The sequence below is a fragment of the Kribbella sp. NBC_01484 genome, from assembly GCF_036227145.1.
Taxonomy (GTDB): domain Bacteria; phylum Actinomycetota; class Actinomycetes; order Propionibacteriales; family Kribbellaceae; genus Kribbella.
Window position 1 is genome coordinate 7,330,795 of the sequence record NZ_CP109437.1, and the last position, 15,289, is coordinate 7,346,083.

General features: G+C 68.5%; 19 protein-coding genes and 1 pseudogene. 8 read left to right on the forward strand and 12 right to left on the reverse strand.

The annotated features are described in order from the left end of the window. Nucleotides 1-95: 95 nt before the first annotated feature. Together OG555_RS35370 and OG555_RS35375 are read left to right on the forward strand one after the other, a co-directional pair. Complete coding sequence (locus OG555_RS35370; RefSeq protein WP_329477169.1) at nt 96-419, forward strand: YciI family protein; 324 nt, start codon at nt 96-98, stop codon at nt 417-419. Continuing rightward, entirely contained in the window at nt 416-1,645 is a 1,230-nt protein-coding gene (locus OG555_RS35375) for an RNA polymerase sigma factor (protein WP_442914458.1), read from the forward strand. The genes OG555_RS35370 and OG555_RS35375 overlap by 4 nt, the downstream gene beginning before the upstream one ends. Here the strand turns inward: OG555_RS35375 and OG555_RS35380 are convergent. Beyond that, on the reverse strand, nt 1,642-2,382 hold the full coding sequence (locus tag OG555_RS35380; protein ID WP_329477171.1) for a dienelactone hydrolase family protein: 741 nt from the start codon (nt 2,380-2,382) through the stop codon (nt 1,642-1,644). The two genes, OG555_RS35375 and OG555_RS35380, sit on opposite strands and share 4 nt — an antisense overlap. Nucleotides 2,383-2,480: 98 nt before the next feature. Between OG555_RS35380 and OG555_RS35385 the strand changes: the two genes are divergently transcribed. Further along, complete coding sequence (locus OG555_RS35385; RefSeq protein WP_329477173.1) at nt 2,481-3,194, forward strand: VOC family protein; 714 nt, start codon at nt 2,481-2,483, stop codon at nt 3,192-3,194. Nucleotides 3,195-3,201: 7 nt separating this feature from the next. Here OG555_RS35385 and OG555_RS35390 read toward each other — a convergent pair whose 3' ends face one another. The 3 genes from OG555_RS35390 to OG555_RS35400 all read right to left on the reverse strand — a co-directional run bounded on the left by OG555_RS35390 (nt 3,202) and on the right by OG555_RS35400 (nt 5,738). Continuing rightward, complete coding sequence (locus OG555_RS35390; protein ID WP_329477175.1) at nt 3,202-4,338, reverse strand: RNA polymerase sigma factor; 1,137 nt, start codon at nt 4,336-4,338, stop codon at nt 3,202-3,204. A 5-nt stretch (nt 4,339-4,343) separates the two neighbouring features. Then, a complete protein-coding gene (locus OG555_RS35395; protein WP_329477176.1) occupies nt 4,344-4,751 on the reverse strand; it encodes a YciI family protein in 408 nt (135 codons plus the stop codon). Between the two features lie 156 nt (nt 4,752-4,907). Next, nucleotides 4,908-5,738 (reverse strand): phosphotransferase family protein, encoded by an 831-nt coding sequence (locus OG555_RS35400; protein ID WP_329477178.1) that lies wholly within the window; start codon nt 5,736-5,738, stop codon nt 4,908-4,910. Between the two features lie 237 nt (nt 5,739-5,975). Between OG555_RS35400 and OG555_RS35405 the strand changes: the two genes are divergently transcribed. Continuing rightward, nucleotides 5,976-6,761: an aldo/keto reductase gene (locus OG555_RS35405; RefSeq protein ID WP_329477180.1), complete on the forward strand. Its 786-nt coding sequence runs from the start codon at nt 5,976-5,978 to the stop codon at nt 6,759-6,761. On the opposite strand, the gene OG555_RS35410 is transcribed toward OG555_RS35405, so the two are convergent. Further along, on the reverse strand, nt 6,752-7,264 hold the full coding sequence (locus tag OG555_RS35410; protein ID WP_329477182.1) for a cysteine dioxygenase family protein: 513 nt from the start codon (nt 7,262-7,264) through the stop codon (nt 6,752-6,754). The genes OG555_RS35405 and OG555_RS35410 overlap by 10 nt on opposite strands. A gap of 74 nt (nt 7,265-7,338) precedes the next feature. Between OG555_RS35410 and OG555_RS35415 the strand changes: the two are divergent. After that, a pseudogene (locus OG555_RS35415) lies at nt 7,339-8,136 on the forward strand (LysR family transcriptional regulator); the annotation flags it as partial. Between the two features lie 75 nt (nt 8,137-8,211). Here OG555_RS35415 and OG555_RS35420 read toward each other — a convergent pair. From OG555_RS35420 to OG555_RS35435, 4 genes are read right to left on the reverse strand one after another with little or no spacing between them, the layout of a single operon-like run. After that, nucleotides 8,212-9,081: a metallophosphoesterase gene (locus tag OG555_RS35420; protein ID WP_329484919.1), complete on the reverse strand. Its 870-nt coding sequence runs from the start codon at nt 9,079-9,081 to the stop codon at nt 8,212-8,214. Next, a complete protein-coding gene (locus OG555_RS35425; RefSeq protein WP_329477184.1) occupies nt 9,081-9,635 on the reverse strand; it encodes an isochorismatase family protein in 555 nt (184 codons plus the stop codon). Before OG555_RS35425 ends, OG555_RS35420 begins: the two co-directional genes overlap by 1 nt. 56 nt (nt 9,636-9,691) lie before the next feature. Then, nucleotides 9,692-9,982: a DUF1905 domain-containing protein gene (locus OG555_RS35430; protein ID WP_329477185.1), complete on the reverse strand. Its 291-nt coding sequence runs from the start codon at nt 9,980-9,982 to the stop codon at nt 9,692-9,694. After that, nucleotides 9,975-10,925, reverse strand: a complete 951-nt coding sequence (locus OG555_RS35435; RefSeq protein ID WP_329477187.1) for a helix-turn-helix transcriptional regulator — start codon at nt 10,923-10,925, stop codon at nt 9,975-9,977. Before OG555_RS35435 ends, OG555_RS35430 begins: the two co-directional genes overlap by 8 nt. A 56-nt stretch (nt 10,926-10,981) precedes the next feature. On the opposite strand from OG555_RS35435, the gene OG555_RS35440 reads away from it, so the two are divergent. Both OG555_RS35440 and OG555_RS35445 read left to right on the forward strand, forming a co-directional pair. Beyond that, nucleotides 10,982-11,539 carry a DinB family protein gene (locus OG555_RS35440; protein WP_329477189.1) on the forward strand — a complete coding sequence of 186 codons (558 nt, stop codon included), beginning with the start codon at nt 10,982-10,984 and terminating at the stop codon, nt 11,537-11,539. A 40-nt stretch (nt 11,540-11,579) separates the two neighbouring features. Next, nucleotides 11,580-12,527, forward strand: a complete 948-nt coding sequence (locus OG555_RS35445) for a helix-turn-helix transcriptional regulator (protein WP_329477190.1) — start codon at nt 11,580-11,582, stop codon at nt 12,525-12,527. Here the strand turns inward: OG555_RS35445 and OG555_RS35450 are convergent. After that, nucleotides 12,509-12,943: a GNAT family N-acetyltransferase gene (locus OG555_RS35450; protein ID WP_329477192.1), complete on the reverse strand. Its 435-nt coding sequence runs from the start codon at nt 12,941-12,943 to the stop codon at nt 12,509-12,511. The genes OG555_RS35445 and OG555_RS35450 overlap by 19 nt on opposite strands. Nucleotides 12,944-13,042: 99 nt before the next feature. On the opposite strand from OG555_RS35450, the gene OG555_RS35455 reads away from it, so the two are divergent. Further along, the gene (locus OG555_RS35455; RefSeq protein ID WP_329477194.1) at nt 13,043-13,957 is read left to right on the forward strand and encodes an LppU/SCO3897 family protein; all 915 of its coding nucleotides are present in this window, start codon (nt 13,043-13,045) and stop codon (nt 13,955-13,957) included. 21 nt (nt 13,958-13,978) lie between these two features. Here the strand turns inward: OG555_RS35455 and OG555_RS35460 are convergent, their stop codons facing one another. Together OG555_RS35460 and OG555_RS35465 are read right to left on the reverse strand one after the other, a co-directional pair. Further along, the gene (locus OG555_RS35460; protein ID WP_329477196.1) at nt 13,979-14,404 is read right to left on the reverse strand and encodes a nucleoside deaminase; all 426 of its coding nucleotides are present in this window, start codon (nt 14,402-14,404) and stop codon (nt 13,979-13,981) included. Continuing rightward, nucleotides 14,401-15,249 (reverse strand): LLM class flavin-dependent oxidoreductase, encoded by an 849-nt coding sequence (locus OG555_RS35465; protein ID WP_329477198.1) that lies wholly within the window; start codon nt 15,247-15,249, stop codon nt 14,401-14,403. The genes OG555_RS35460 and OG555_RS35465 overlap by 4 nt, the downstream gene beginning before the upstream one ends. Nucleotides 15,250-15,289 lie beyond the last annotated feature (40 nt).

Genomic DNA, 15,289 nt, shown 5'->3' on the forward strand with positions numbered 1-15,289 from the left:
TCGGGAAGTGGTGTCGGATCGGGGTGTGGGTGTTCGTTGAAAGGGTGAGTGGGCGCCTGCGAGGGGCGCCTGACAGCACAGGAGATGATGTCGAGATGCAATATCTGGTTTCCGTGATCGACGACAAGAGCAAGCCCGGCAGCACGGACAGGCAGCCTGCCATCAGCGCGTTCAACGAACGACTGATGGCCGAGGGCTACTGGGTGTTCTCGGGCGGACTCGCGGCCACCGACGCGGCAACGGTCATCGACAACCGGGGCGAGCAGGCGGTGGTGACCGACGGGCCGTTCGTGGAGTCGAAGGAGTACCTCGCCGGTGTCTGGGTGTGGGAGGCCCCCGATCTGGATGTGGCGCTCAAACTCGCCACCGAGGCGTCGAAGGTCTGCGATCGGAAGATCGAGGTGCGGCCGTTCCTGTGAGTGTGGCCGACGTCCCGGAGGCGATCACCCAGGCGCACCACGAGGAGTGGGCGCGGGTGGTCGCCGGCTTGGCCAGGCGTTTCGGTGACCTCGATATCGCCGAGGAAGCGGCGGCCGAGGCGTTCGCAATCGCCGTGGAGCGGTGGCCGGCCGACGGCGTACCCCCCAATCCAGGCGCGTGGCTGACCGTCACCGCCAACCGTAAGGCCATCGACCGGATCCGGCGCGAGAGCAAGCGGGACGACAAACACAAGGAGGCTCAGATGGTGTACGACGACCCGCCCGAGCCTCTCGGTGCGGTCGACGACGAGCGGCTCCGGCTGATCTTCACCTGCTGCCACCCGGCACTCGCGATGGACACCCGGATCGCGCTGACGCTGCGCATGGTCGGCGGTCTGACGGTGCCCGAGATCGCCCGTGCCTTCCTGGTGCAGGAGACCACCATGGGACAGCGGATCACCCGCGCAAAGGCCAAGATCAAGGCCGCTCGCATCCCCTATCGGGTGCCGTCCGCGGAGGATCTCCCGGCCCGCCTGACCGGCGTACTCACCGTCCTCTTCCTCGTCTTCAACGAGGGCTATCTGGCGACCGGGCCCGACACCGACTCCGTCCGCCATGAGCTGACCGCCGAGGCGATCCGGCTCACGCGCCTGATCCGCGCGCTGCTGCCGGAGGACGGCGAGGTGGCGGGGCTGCTGGCGCTGATGCTCCTCACCGAGGCACGTCGCACGGCCCGGGTGTCGGCGAGCGGCGAACTGGTCCCCCTCGACCAGCAGAACCGTGGCGCCTGGGACGCGACGATGGTTGCCGAGGGCCACCGTCTGGTGCGCGAGCGCCTGGCCACCGGGATGGCTCCGGGGCGCTACCAGATCCTCGCCGCGATCAACGCCGTACACACCTCCGCCCGCGACATCCGCGACACCGACTGGTCGCAGATCGTCGCCCTCTACGACCAGCTGGTCCGCCTCGACCCCACCCCGATCGTCGCCCTCAACCGCGCCATCGCGGTCGCCGAGCTCGACGGCCCGGACGTGGCGCTGGCGGCCGTCGACAGTCTCGAGGACAAGTTGGCCGGCTATCACGCCTACCACGCGACGCGCGCCGACCTGCTGCGCCGGCTCGGCCGCAGTCAGCAGTCGCGTTCGGCGTACGACAAAGCGATCGAACTGGCCGGCAACACCGCCGAGACCGCCTACCTCACCCGCCGCCGCGACCAACTGGGCTAGCGCCCGCTCGAATCCAGGAGCTTCTCCGTCAGGAACCGGCACCACGTCGTGAGTACGGCGTCAGTGGAGCCCGCATGTGGTCCGGGGAAGGCAACGAGGCGCTTGTCCGAGGACGCCAGACCGTCGAACAACGCGAACTGGCCGGACCTCGGGAAGATCTCGTCGTTCCATTGGACGTGATACATCACGGGCGCGACGACACACGACGCGTCGCTCATGATTCGCTGAGGTGTGTGCACGCCGGGGTGCAGTGCGGGGCTCTGCTCCAGGCCGAACTTGCCCAGCACAGCACAATGAAGTCGCTCGCCGAGTGCGGCCGCCAAGGGCAGGCCGAATCTTGTTGCCATAGACATGCCCAAGTAGCCCAGCCTGTCGGTGCGAACCTGCGCGTGCCGGCTGACGGCGGCGATCAGCGCCAGCCAGTCCTCGGTCAGATCGTCCAGAACACGCTCGACTCCCCTGTCGACAATGAGTTGCTGGTACGCCGCTGGGCTCAGCGGCTCCGCAACCCGCTCGCCATGAAACGGCCCGTCGATTGCCGCAACCGCCAGTCCGGATCGCGCGAGCCGATGGGCAAGCTCTACTTGCCGCGAGCTCCGCTTGTGGCCACTTCCGCCATGACCGAGCAAGACCAGCGGACGAGCGGTCTCGGCGGTCGGCACCTGCCACAGGACAGCACCAATGGGGCCTTGGCCGCGGTCGACCTCGAAGGATGACTCTTCGATCACGTCGTACATATGTTCGAGTATGGCAGCGATCCTAATCGCGTTGCGTGGTGTGTCGCGGGCACTTAGCGTTGCTGGCCCGGGTAGGCACTGTGGGGATGAGGAGCGGCATGACTTCTGAACTCGAGGCACTCTGCTTCGATGCGAATGACCCGCTCCGTCTGGCGCGTTTCTGGGCTGGGGTGCTGGGGCGGGAAGTTGCTGACGACGGCCTCGTGTTGCTGCCTAGTGACGACACCGGGTTTCGGATCCGGTTCGCGCCGACGCACGAGCAGAAGACTGTGCCGAATCAGATGCACTTCGACCTGACGAGTGCGTCGCTGGAGGAGCAGCAGGAGACGGTGGCAAGAGCGCTCGAGCTCGGTGGCCGGCATATCGACATCGGTCAGCTCCCGGAGGAACTGCACGTGGTGCTGGCCGATCCCGAAGGCAATGAGTTCTGCTTGATTGAGCCGGGCAACAACTTCCTGGCTGACACCGGCTTCATCGGGGCGCTGTCGTCCGACGGTTCGCAGGAGGTCGGGTACTTCTGGAGCAAGGCGCTGGACTGGCCGTTGGTCTGGGACCAGGATCAGGAGACCGCGATCCAGTCGCCGCGCGGCGGTTCGAAGATCACGTGGGGCGGTCCGCCCGTCCGCGCGAAGACCGGCAAGAATCGGCTGCACTTCGACCTCGCTCCCCCGGCCGACGGCGATCAGCAGGCGGAGGTCGACCGCCTCGTCGCGCTCGGGGCGACCCACATCGACATCGGCCAGGGCGACGTCAGCTGGGTCGTCATGGCCGATCCGGACGGCAACGAGTTCTGCGTACTGGCCCCCAGATAACACCGCATCAAAGGTTGTTGAGGCGGGCGCCTTGGCGGGTCAGGTGGTCGCGTTCGGGGAGGCTGGTGGCTGCTCGGGCGGCTTCGGCGTACAGGCGTGCTGCGGTGGATGGGTCGCCGTCGCACTCGTGGAGGTAGGCGGCGACTGCGGTGTAGCGGGGTAAGGCCGGGTCGAGTGCGGCCAGGGCGGCCAGGCCGGCTCGTGGACCGTCGGCTTCGCCCAGTGCGACGACCCGGTTGAGGCGGGCCACCGGGCTGTCGGTGAGGCGCACGAGTTCGTCGTACCACTCGACGATCTGCACCCAGTCAGTCTCCTCGGCCGTCTGCGCGTCGGCGTGGAGTGCGGCGATGGCGGCCTGGGCCTGGAACTCGCCCAGGCGGTCGCGGGCCAGGGCTGCCTGGAGTATGGCGACGCCCTCGGCGATCATGCGGGTGTTCCACAGGCTGCGGTCCTGCTCGGCGAGCGGCACGAGCCTGCCGTCGGGAGCGGTCCGGGCGGGGCGCCGGGCGTGGTGGAGCAGCATGAGCGCGAGCAGACCCGCGACCTCCTCATGGTTGATCCTGGTCGCCAGTTGGCGAGTCAGCCGGATCGCCTCGCCGGCGAGGTCGACGTCGCCCGAGTAGCCCTCGTTGAAGACCAGGTAGAGCACGCGCAGCACGGTGGCGACGTCGCCAGGCTGGTTGAACTGGACGCCGGAGACGGTCCGCTTGGCCCTGCTGATCCGCTGCGCCATGGTTGTGTCCGGCACGAGGTAGGCCTGCGCGATCTGTCGCGTGGTCAGGCCGCCGACCGCGCGTAGCGTGAGCGCGACGGCCGAGGCCGGTGTCAGGGACGGGTGCGCGCACAGGAAGTACAGCTGGAGGGTGTCGTCCACGACTTCAGTCGGGCCCGGCTGGGGCTCGCCCTCGATGCGTACCTCGCGGTTCCGCCGCGAGGTGTCGGCGCGGGTGGCGTCGAGGAACTTCCGCCAGCCCACGGTGACGAGCCAGCCCTTCGGGTCCCGCGGCGGGTCGTCGGGCCACACCCGCACGGCCTCGACCAGAGCGTCCTGCACGGCATCCTCGGCCGCCGCGAAGTCGGCTCCGCGACGGACGAGGATGCTGAGCACAGTGGGGGTGAGGGACCGCAGGAGGGCCTCGTCCACGGAGGTCACTCTGTGATGGTCGGGGGCTCGGTCAGGAACGGGCGGACCTCGAGCCACTCGTGGATCGGCTTCCCACCGGCACCCGGAGCCGCGGACAACTCGCCGGCCAGCTCGAGCGCGCGCTCGTAGGTGTCGACGTCGATGACCATCCAGCCGGCGATCAGGTCCTTGGTCTCCGCGAACGGGCCGTCGGTGACCGGCGGCCGGCCCTCGCCGTCGTACCGGACGAACGTGCCCTCCGGGGAGAGCGCCTGACCGTCGACGAACTCGCCGGTGCCTTCGAGCCGGGTGGCGAAGTCCTGCATGTACTGGATGTGGTCCGACACCTCCTCCGGCGTCCACCGGTCCATCGGCACGTCGTTCACCGCTACCGGTGCGCCTCGGTAGTGCTTGAGCAGCAGGTACTTGGCCATCGTGTTCTCCTTGGTGCGGTACGGCCCATTCTGGCCGCGATCACTCCGGGGACGAAGCCACCCACGGGTTCTCGACATCCCACCACGAAAATTCTTCCGGGCACTGTCAGCTGAGCCTGGCTACGAGTCTGGTGAGGTGCGGGCGCAGGTTTCAGCTCATGATCGCAGAGCGTCTGCGATCATGCGGTGGCCTTGTTGTTCGAAGGAAGTCTCGCCGACCTGATGTGCCCATACGGCCGTGTTGACGGCTTCGCGGAGTTGGGCGCGGTGCCAGGTGTCCGGGTCCCGTGGATCCGGGCCGTAGCCGTCGAAGAAGGCAGGCTCGAGGGCCGGGTCGGATCGGAACTGCTGCGCGGCCAGCCGGGCGAAATCGGTAGCAGCCGGCCGGAGTGCCGCGCGACCGAAGTCGATGACGCCGACGATGCCGTTGTCGATCAGCCAATTGCGTGGTTGCCAGTCGCCGTGCGTCGGCACCAGCGAGGCCGTCGGGGTCGGCCATGATTCAATCTCCGAACGCAAACGATCCGTGAGCGCCGGCGAGATCGTGTGCGACTTGCCGAGATTGTCGAGCGTCCGCCGATTCTCCCGGGCCTCATAGGCTTCGTCCGGTACGGCGAATTGGCCGTGAAATGCCGCGAGCAGTTCACCGGCCTGGCGATAGGTCTCCGGCACCCATTCCGCCGGGGTGCCTTCCACCAACTCCCCCGGCAGATAGCGCGTGAGGATCAGCTTGGCCTCGTCATCCGCGCGGACGAGTTGCGGCGCGCTCCCCCGCGACGTCCATGGCGTCAGCCAGCTGCGGTGGGCCTGGATTTCTCGCGCGAGATGGTGGTCGGCCGTGTCACCGGCCTTGGCGATGTAGCGCTCGCCGCGGAGCCGGAGCTCGAGGACGACGGTCCCCACCAGGCCCCAACTGTGGTCGGTCACGACCTCGGCGTTCGGCAGCCACTCCTGCAAGAGGTCCCGTTGGCGCTGAGTGAGATCCACCCGACGAGCGTAGCGAAGCGCTGAAGAAATCGCGCGGAAAGGGTGGACGAAAATGATTCAAGGATTTATCCTGGCCGAATGCAGAATATGCAAGAGAATGCGACCCTACAAACAAACTTATCATCAGTAATTCCGGAAAGCAAGTCGGCGGAATTCTGGCACCTCGGGGACGCGACCATCCGTCGGGTCGGGTTCGGGACGAAGCGGCTCGCGGGCAGCACCGGCGGCGGGCCGGACGTGCAGGAGCGGGCGGTCGCGCTGTTGCGCCGAGCGGTCGAGCTCGGTGTCAACCACCTCGACACCGCCGACTTCTATCCGACGTACGCCGAGGGCGGGCAGACGCGTTCGTTCGAAGAACTCCGGTGGGCGAACGACGCCATCCGCCGCGCGCTGGCGCCGTACCCGGACGATCTCGTCGTCGCCACCAAGGTCGGACCGACCGAGAGCGGGCTGGCCCGGCCGGATGGATTGCCGGCGTTGGTCGAAGGCAACCTGCGCGCGCTCGGGGTGGAGACACTCGACCTCGTCTACCTCCGGCAGGCGGGCCTCGACGACGTCTCCGAGCATTTCGGAGTCCTGGCCGAGTTGCGGGCCAAGGGCATGATCAAACACCTCGGCCTGTCGAACGTCCGGGTGGAACACCTCGCGCAAGCGCAGGAGATCGCGCCGATCGTCGCTGTGCAGAACAGGTACGGCGTCGGCTTCGGCCGGGTGAATGACGACATCCTGCGCGTCTGCGGCGAGCAGGGAATCGCCTTCGTGCCCTTCTTCGCACTGACCGCGGCGTCGCGGGAAGTCGGCGGCGTCTCCAGCAATGACGCGGTACAGGAAGTCGCCGACCAGCACAACGCGACGCCGGCGCAGATCCGGCTCGCCTGGACGTTGGGCCGGGGCGACCACGTCCTGGCTATTCCTGGTACGTCGAGCCCTCGGCATCTGGAGGAGAACCTGGCGGCCGGTGCGATCCACCTCTCCCCCGGGCAACTCGGCGTACTCGACAGCATGGAGGAGGCTCAGTCGTAGTAGCGCCGCACGCTTGAGCCGATGCGGGTGACATCCGTCCCGTAGATGTGGATGGAGATCGCCGTGCTGTCGGACGTGTTGTGGACCCGGTGAATGTCCCCGGGTGGCGCGAATCCGCTCACCTCGCCGACGTGGTTGTCGCTGCGGCCGATCAGCCGGAGGTCGCTGTCGTACAAGTCCTCGTGTTCGACGCCCTGGATGACGCCGAACACGCACCATGTCACGTGATCGTGGATTCGCGTCACCTGGCCGGGGCGCCACACGAGCGCGATGATCGAGAACGAGCCGTCCGGTTCGACGTACAGGGTGCGGCTGCGGTAGCCCTCTGCGGAGCCGAGACGCTCCTCGGCGGTCATGATCTCGTCCGGGCTGGGCAGGTGGCGGCGGAGTTCGTCGGCGACCAGCCCGGCGGTGGCGTGCCAGTCGGCGTGCTTGCCGATCGCGGTGCGGACACCGTCGACGAGGGCGGTCAGGTGGCTGGTGGCGAGCTGTGTTGTGGTCATGTCTTGAGCCTGCGCCCGGCAACCCATAACGTCTAATGCCAAGTTTCGTGCTCACCCATAGATGGGTTTGATACATGCTCGATGTCACGAGGTTGCGTGTGATCGACGCGGTCGCGCGGAACGGATCGGTCACCGCCGCCGCGCGGGAGCTGCACTACTCGCAGCCGTCCGTCACCCACCACCTCGCGCGCCTCGAGGCCGAGACCGGGGCGCAGTTGCTGCAACGTGCCGGCCGCGGCATCCGGCTGACCGAGGCCGGCCGGCTGCTGGCCGACCGTGCCGCCGAGATCATCGGACGGATCGACGCCGTCGACGCGGAACTCGCCGCCCACGTCGGCCTGAGCGCGGGCCGGGTCCGTCTGGCCGGCTTCTCGTCGGCGATCGGGTCGCTCGTCCCGGGCGCTCTCGCGGTGCTCGCCGGCAAGCACCCGGGTCTCGGGATCAGCCTCCTCGACACGCATCCGCCCGAGGCGCTGGAGCTGCTGCGGACCGGGAAGATCGATGTCGCGATCGTCTTCCGGTACGACGAGACCGAGCCGGAGCCGTCCGGTGTACGACTGCATCACCTGCTGGACGATCCGCTGTACGTCCTGTCCCGGGATCGGAAGACCGAGTTGGCCGGGCTCCGCGACGCGACCTGGATCGCCGGCTGCGATCGTTGCCGTAGTCACCTGGTTTCGCTGTGCGCCGCCGAGGGCTACGAACCGCGGATCGGCTACACGTCCGACGACATGGTGGTGATGCAGGCGCTGGTCGCGGCGGGACTCGGCGTGACGACGATGCCGGGCCTCGCCTTGCGCACTCACCGCGCCGAGGGCATCGTCGCCACCGAACTGCCCGGCTCGCAGCGCCACGTATACGCCGCGACGTACGGCGAACCACCCGACCCACCCGCGATCGCGGCGCTACTGACCGCACTCGCCGAGGCAGCGCAGCTCTACCTCGAATCAGTCTTCGGTGATGTCGTCGCCGGTGACGGGGTCGTAGACGTAGACCTCGGTGCCGGCTTGGGGGTCGCGGGCGTGGACGGTGTGGAAGATCGGGCCGAACGGGCCGCCGAGGTCGACCACGGTCGCGCCGGCTCCGAGGACGCCGCGGACCAAGGTGCTTGGCGCGGTGAGGTCGATCCGCGTGATGACGCCAGGCGTCACCCACACGGGCTTCGTGCTCAGCTGCCCGGCCAACTGGTGGTGGAGGTGACCGCACAGCACGGCTTGTACGTCGGTCCCGGCCAGCGCGCGTCCCAACTCCTCAGGATCCTGGAGTACGACGGACTTCAGATACGGGATCGCATCCATCGACATCGGCGGATGATGGAGTACGACGATCGACCCGGCCGGCGCCGGCGACGCGAGCTCCGCGGCCAGCCAGTCCAGTTGGGCCCGACCCAGGACGCCGTACGTCTCGCCCGGGACGAGGCTGTCGAGCGTGATCACCCGCAGGCCGGCGACGTCACTGACCGCGGCGATCACCCCGTCGACGTCGGCGGCGCGGCCGAGGGGTGAGCCATCCGCAGCGAGATGCCCGGAGCCGAGCGCCGCCGCGAAGCCGTCGCGGCGGTCGTGGTTGCCCGTGCAGTACACGTGCGGAATGCTCCGCTCCGCCGCGAACTCGCCGACAACCGAGCGGACCGCGCGGCAGCCCGCCTCGGACCCGTCATCGGCGACGTCCCCGCTGACAACCACCAGATCCAGCTCCTGCACCCGGCGTACGTCGTACAGCAGACCCCGTAAGGCAGCGAGCCCGTCGACGCCGTCCTCATCCGGACCGGTGCGACTCACATGGGTGTCGGACAGATGCAGAATCCGATGCGTCATCAGTCGGTGAAGGTGACCTCGGCGGTCTCCTGGACGGCGGCGGTCCGCCCCGGGGCTCGGTGATCTTGCCAGTAGAGGTTGGTGTGGGCGATCACCTTGTCCGGCGTGGGCGCGCCGTACTCGGACAGGTCCTCGGTGGTGTGAGCGTCGCCGACGAGGGTCACGTCGTACCCGCGGACCATGGCGCCGTGGATCGTGGAGCGGATGCACTCGTCGGTCTGGGCGCCGCTGACGAACACCCGGCCGATCCCGGCGGCGGCGAGGACGTCCTCGAGATCGGTGTCCTCGAAGGAGTCCGCGAACGTCTTGTGCACCAGCGGCTCCGAGTCGTCCCGCTTGAGCTCAGGAACGAATTGCCACTCGTCGCTGTCCTTCACCAGGTTGTCGCTCGAGTGCTGGACCCAGACGACCGGCACCCCGCCGGCCCGGGCCTTGCCGACCAGAGTGCTGATGTTGGCCACCACCTGATCCCGCTCGTGCGCGCCGCCGACGACGCCGTTCTGGACGTCGATCACCATCAGTGCCGTGTTCGGCCGATCTGCCAGCGTGGACATGCCGTTTCCTCCCTGTGCCGGATGTACGACGAACGCTAGACCCGCCCGCCGACAGTTCAGGTCCGGATCCGCAAGCGCACCGTCGGGGCATCCCCGTCGTCCAGTTCCTCCGCCCGCCGCACCGCCGCCTTCACCGGCACGATGTACCGCCCGTCCTTCGGGAACAACGACGTCTCCCAGACGCTGTCGCCGATCTCCGCGGTGACCGGGATCATCCCCCACCCGTAACTCACGAAGCCCGACTCCGCCTCCAGATACGCGCATTCCTCCTCCGGCACCGTGATGAAATACCACGGCGCCGGCCCGCGCCAGAACCAGATCTCCCCGTCGAACTCGATCTCATTCACTGTTACTTGCCTCCAGCAAGCGTTGGGCGAGGTTCCGGGCCGCGGTCTTCAGCTCCGGGGATTGGAGGATGCGATAGGGCCATGGCAGTGAGGTCAACTGGCTCGCGTACCAGTACGGTTCGTCGGTGCTGGCCAGCAGGCGGGTGTGGGTTTCGTCGATGGATTCGAGGCGGCCCATGCTGCGGGAGATGCAGCGCGCGACCTCGTCACGAGGGGCGTCGATGGTGACCTCGATGGGGTATTTCCAGCCCATTGCCAGGTGTTCTTCGACGGCGGCCAGCGGGTCAAGGTCTGCAGGTGGGATGAATTCAGTGGACTGTGGTTCGACTTTGGTGACCTTGTCGACGCGCAGGACTCGTTGCGAGTTCTTCGTGTGTGACCAGCAGAGCAGATACCAGCGCCCCCGGCGTACGACGACCGCCCACGGGTCGACGTCCATCGGCCACTCCTCGCCGTAGTGGCGGCGGTAGTGGATGACGATGCGGCGGCGCGCGGTGCTGTGTGAGACGAGCGCGGCGGTGATCTCGGGGTCCGGCGTGCGGGCACCGGGGTCCGGACCGCGAGCGCTGACCCGGCGGATGGCGTCGGTCGAGCGGGCGATCGGTTCGGGCAGGACCCGGATGATCTTGCCGAGTGCGTTCTCGACCGGGTCGTCGGCGCCGCGTGGTCCTTCGAGCACCGCCATCACCAGGCCGAGCGCCTCGGTGGCACTGAACATCAGCGGTGCCAGCCGCAACCCGCGGCCGACCCGATAGCCGCCGTACGGACCGCGGACCGACTCGATCGGTATGTCGGCCTCCCGCAGGATCGCGACGTACCGCCGGGCCGCCCGTTCCGAGACCCCGAGCTTGTCCCCCAGTTGGTCGGCCGTGATACCCGGGCTGTTCTGGATCAGCTCCAGCACCATCAACGTCCGCGCGGTCGGACTCACGTCGTACGCCACAGCCCCTCCATCAATCCGGAAGTGAACCGTCCGGAACCGAGCGTAGCGTCCCGGGCATGGACAAGAACACTGTGGTGGAGTTGCCGGCCGCGGGCGGCGAGGTCGAGACGCTGCTCGGCGTGCTTGAGCGCAATCGCCGGACGTTCGCATGGAAGTGCGGCGGCCTGGACGCGGCCGGGATGAGCGCGCGGCTCAGCCCGTCGACGATGACGCTGGGCGGTCTCGTCAAGCACCTCGCCCTGGTCGAGGACGACATGTTCTCGCACCGGTTGTACGGGCGCGACCCGGGCGAGCCGTGGAACCGAATCGACTGGGATTCGGATCCCGACTGGGAGTGGCGCACCGCAGCCGACGACTCCCCCGAGGAACTGATGCAGCTGTGGGAGAGCGCCGTGCAGCGCTCGCGAGCCTCGATCGCGGAGGCCCTGGACAACGGCGGCCTGGGCACCGTCGGGTACCTGGTCTGGCCCGACGGTCAGTCGCCGAACCTGCGCCGGATGCTGGCGGACATGATCGAGGAGTACGCGCGGCACACCGGTCACGCCGACCTGATCCGCGAGTCCATCGACGGCCTGGTGGGCGAGGACGCACCACGCGAGGTGCCGGCGAGTTAAGTGCGCACTGGATGAGCGGTTTGTCTGCGACGATGACGAGGTGCGGGCGGATCGATTGGTGGCGGTGTTGCTGCTCATGCAGGCCCGCGGACGGGTGACCGCGGCCCAGGTCGCGGAGGAGCTGGAGATCTCCGTCGCCACCGCGCGCCGCGATCTCGAGGCGCTGTCGACTGCCGGCATCCCCGTCTACCCGCAGGCCGGACGCAACGGCGGCTGGCAACTCGTCGGCGGCGCCCGGACCGACCTCAGCGGCCTCACCGCCACCGAGGCGCAGGCCCTCTTCCTCCTGGTCGGTCCGGCGGCGTCCATTGCTCCCGACGCCAGGGCCGCGCTGCGTAAGCTCGTCCGCGCGTTGCCCGACACCTTCCGTGAACACGCACAGGCAGCGGCCGAGGCGGTCGTGATCGATCCGGCCCGCTGGGGCGAGCACGTCAAGGACCGTCCCGAGCTGGTCCGCCGGCTGCAGGATGCCGTCGTACGTCGGCTCAGAGTGCGACTGCTCTATCAAGGACGAGGCCGGGAGGAGTCGGAGCGGTTGGTCGATCCGCTCGGGCTCGTGGACAAGGACGACATCTGGTACCTGATCGCGCAGACCGAGAAGGGGCAACGGACGTTCCGGGTCGAGCGGGTGGTGTCGGCCGAACTGACCGAGGACTCGTTCGAGCGGCCGGCCGACTTCGACCTGTCCGCCGCGTGGAGCGAGATCGTCGACCGGATGGAGGAACGGCGCTCCGGACCGACCGCGACCGTGCTGATGGACGAGCGGTTCGTGTGGGTGATGCAGGACCGGCTCGGCCGCAACTGCGAGGTCGACGGGACGGAGGGCGATCGGGTCCGGCTCAGGATCACCGCGCCCACTCCGCTGATGATCGCCCAGCACCTGGCCGGCTGGGGCGGCTCGATCGACGTGGTCGGCCCGCCCTCGGTCCAGGCGGAGCTCGCCCGCCTCGGCCGCGAACTCGCCGACCGCTACAGCGGGATCAGGTAGAGGATGAAGCCCCGGTTCTCGGCGACCTGGTCGTAGAGCCGTCGGGCGGTCGCGTTGGTCTCGTGCGTCGACCAGTACACCCGGCCGCACCCACGCTCGCGAGCCCAGTCCGTGACCGCGGCGATCAACGCGCGCGCAGCACCCTGGCCCCGGGCCTCGGGTGCGGTGAAGAGGTCCTGCAGATAGCAGGAGTCGGGCGCGGTCGTACTCGCGTGGGTCAGGAAGTGTGCGATGCCCACCAACTGCCCGTCCAGGCGCGCACCCAGTGCGTGGATCTCCACGTCGTCCTGGAATCTGGACCACGCGTGATCGAAGAAGTCGTCCGGCATCGTGCGGCCGTAGAACTCGTTGTAGCCGGCAAACAAGGCCTGCCAGGCGTCACGGTCGGTAGGTTCCAGGCGGCCGATGGTGAGCATGCACGGCACGGTGCCATATCGGAGGCCGCGGTGGCCCATTGGGGTGAGTAGGGTGCGGTGGTTCAGCTTGATCCGACATCGAGTTTCAGGGAATCGTCCGTGACCACATCCCCTCCCCAGCCACCGCAGAACCCCTACCCAGGCCAGCCGGGCGATTACGGTCCGCCCCCGGAGCAGTTCCCGCAGTACGCCCAGCCTCAGCAGCAGCCCGGGCCGGTTCAGCAGCCTGGCCAGGGGTACGGCGAGCAGCCCGGCCAACCGCACCAGGGCCAGGTGTACGGCCAGCCTGATCAGCAGTACGGCCAGCCCTACGGGCAGCAGTCGTTCCAGCAGCAGGCGCCGTACGGCCAGTCCTACCCGCAGCAGGGGCAGGCGTTCCCGCACGGCCAGCAGGCGTTCGCGGCGCAGGGCCAGCAGCAGTGCCGGTTCTGTGGTGGGTTCCCGGCGGTCGACGCGACCGTGCGCGGGCACCGGGGCCTCATCATCCTGATGAAGTGGCTGACGCTGCAGGGACCGTTCTGCCGCACCTGCGGTATCGCATCGGTCCGGGACATGACCTCGAAGAGCCTGTGGCAGGGCTGGTGGGGTATCGGGTCGTCGATCATCAACCCGATCATGATGCTGATGAACATCGGCCCGATGCAGAAGTTCAAGCGCCTGCCCGAGCCTACCCCGGGTCCGGGCCGGCCGATGGATCCGGGCAAGCCGCTGTTCCAGCGCCCGGCGATCCTCGGTCTGCTGATCCCGGTGGCGCTGCTCGCGCTGATCATCTTCGCGAACATCAACTCCACCTCGAACGCCGACGTCGGGCAATGCGTGCAGAACAAAGGCACGTCCAGCGACCCGAACGTGAAGGTCGTCGACTGCAGCTCGTCGGACGCCGAGTACAAGATCGTCGGCAAGGTGGACGACTCGACCGACGACACCCAGTGCGAGCAGTTCGCCGGCTCCGAGGCGTCATACGTCTACGACAGCGGCTCCACGAAGTACGTACTCTGCCTCGCCCCGAAGTGAGGACGACGCGCGCGTGCCGATCTAGGCGTAGTAGCCATCGACCGGCACGCGCGCCTCGTCGTACAGCGCCGGGCCTTCCAGAGGTACGGCGGGGAAGCCGCCGGTGGGCTTGAGTCCGCCGAGCTGCTCGCCCGACAGCGCATAGACCACACGGCCGAGTCCCGAGCGGGCGAGAGCGCCGGCGCACATCCCGCACGGCTCGCAGCTGGTGTACATCGTCGTGCCGGCGGCTTGTTCGGGTGAGAGCTCCCGCGCTGCCCAGACCGCGAGCTTCAGCTCGGGGTGGAAGCTGATGTCGCCGTCGGTGATGGTCGAGTTCTGCTCCTCGGCGAGAACGGTCCCGTCCGGCCCGACCAGCAGCGAGCCGAACGGCGGGTTGCCCGCCTGCCGCGCGGCCGCGGCCAGCTCGATCGCGCGGCGGAGGAAGCCTTCTGCTTCGGGGGTCACATCGTCTCCTGTCGTCGGTGCGCGGCGATCGTCGCCAGCGCTTGCCAGGCCACTTCGGGCCGTTCGGTCTCGGCCGGATCCCCTTGGAAGGGATCCAGTACGACGCTCCGCGCGCCGAGCTCACGCAGTGCGTCGAGGTCTGCCAGCACCTGCTCGAGCGAGCCTTCACCGGCGGCCCGCTCGTCGTCGCGCAGCGGCTCGGGGGTCAGCCGGAGCAGGATCCGGGGCGCGAAGTCCGGCGCCGGCCGGTCCTCCGCGGCGGCGATCGCACGCAGCCGATCCGTTGCCGTGCGCATCCAGTCGAGCCGCTCCCGGAGCGGGTGCCACGCGTCGCCGAACCGCACCGCCCGGCGCATCCCCGCCGTACTGTGGCCGCCGATCCAGATCGGGATGTTGCCGGCGCCGTAGTCCTTCTGGTCCGCCCAGGCGCGCCGGAGCTCGGCGAGCAGGTGGTCCGTCTGGCTTCCACGCTTCGTGAAGTCGGCGCCGAGGGCTTCGAACTCCTGGCGGGCCCAGCCGACCCCGACGCCGAGCACGAGCCGGCCGCCGCTGAGCTGGTCGAGGTTCGCCGCCATCCTTGCCACCAGCAACGGGTGCCGGTACGGCGCGATCAGCACCGTGGTCCCGAGCCGGACCCGTTCGGTGACCCCGGCGAGCCAGCTCAAGGTGGTGAACGGCTCGAAGAACGGTGCGGGGTACTTCTCCGCGACATCGGGAGTGATCGCGACATGGTCGGACACCATCAGCAGGTCATAGCCCAGCCCCTCGACGACCCGCGCCCACTCGCGCAGTCGCGCCGGGTTCGTGCCGGGGCCGAAGTTCGGGACGTTCACACCGATTTCCACGGGAGCCAGGCTATCCAGGCAGGCTGCCGGTCTTGAAGGG

Coding starts and splice junctions, on each gene's coding strand:
- OG555_RS35370 (WP_329477169.1), top strand. CDS start 96: ATGCAATATCTGGTTTCCGTGATCGACGACAAGAGCAAGCCCGGCAGC.
- OG555_RS35380 (WP_329477171.1), bottom strand. CDS start 2,382: ATGTACGACGTGATCGAAGAGTCATCCTTCGAGGTCGACCGCGGCCAA.
- OG555_RS35385 (WP_329477173.1), top strand. CDS start 2,481: ATGACTTCTGAACTCGAGGCACTCTGCTTCGATGCGAATGACCCGCTC.
- OG555_RS35395 (WP_329477176.1), bottom strand. CDS start 4,751: ATGGCCAAGTACCTGCTGCTCAAGCACTACCGAGGCGCACCGGTAGCG.
- OG555_RS35410 (WP_329477182.1), bottom strand. CDS start 7,264: ATGACCACAACACAGCTCGCCACCAGCCACCTGACCGCCCTCGTCGAC.
- OG555_RS35420 (WP_329484919.1), bottom strand. CDS start 9,081: ATGACGCATCGGATTCTGCATCTGTCCGACACCCATGTGAGTCGCACC.
- OG555_RS35425 (WP_329477184.1), bottom strand. CDS start 9,635: ATGTCCACGCTGGCAGATCGGCCGAACACGGCACTGATGGTGATCGAC.
- OG555_RS35440 (WP_329477189.1), top strand. CDS start 10,982: ATGGACAAGAACACTGTGGTGGAGTTGCCGGCCGCGGGCGGCGAGGTC.
- OG555_RS35450 (WP_329477192.1), bottom strand. CDS start 12,943: ATGCTCACCATCGGCCGCCTGGAACCTACCGACCGTGACGCCTGGCAG.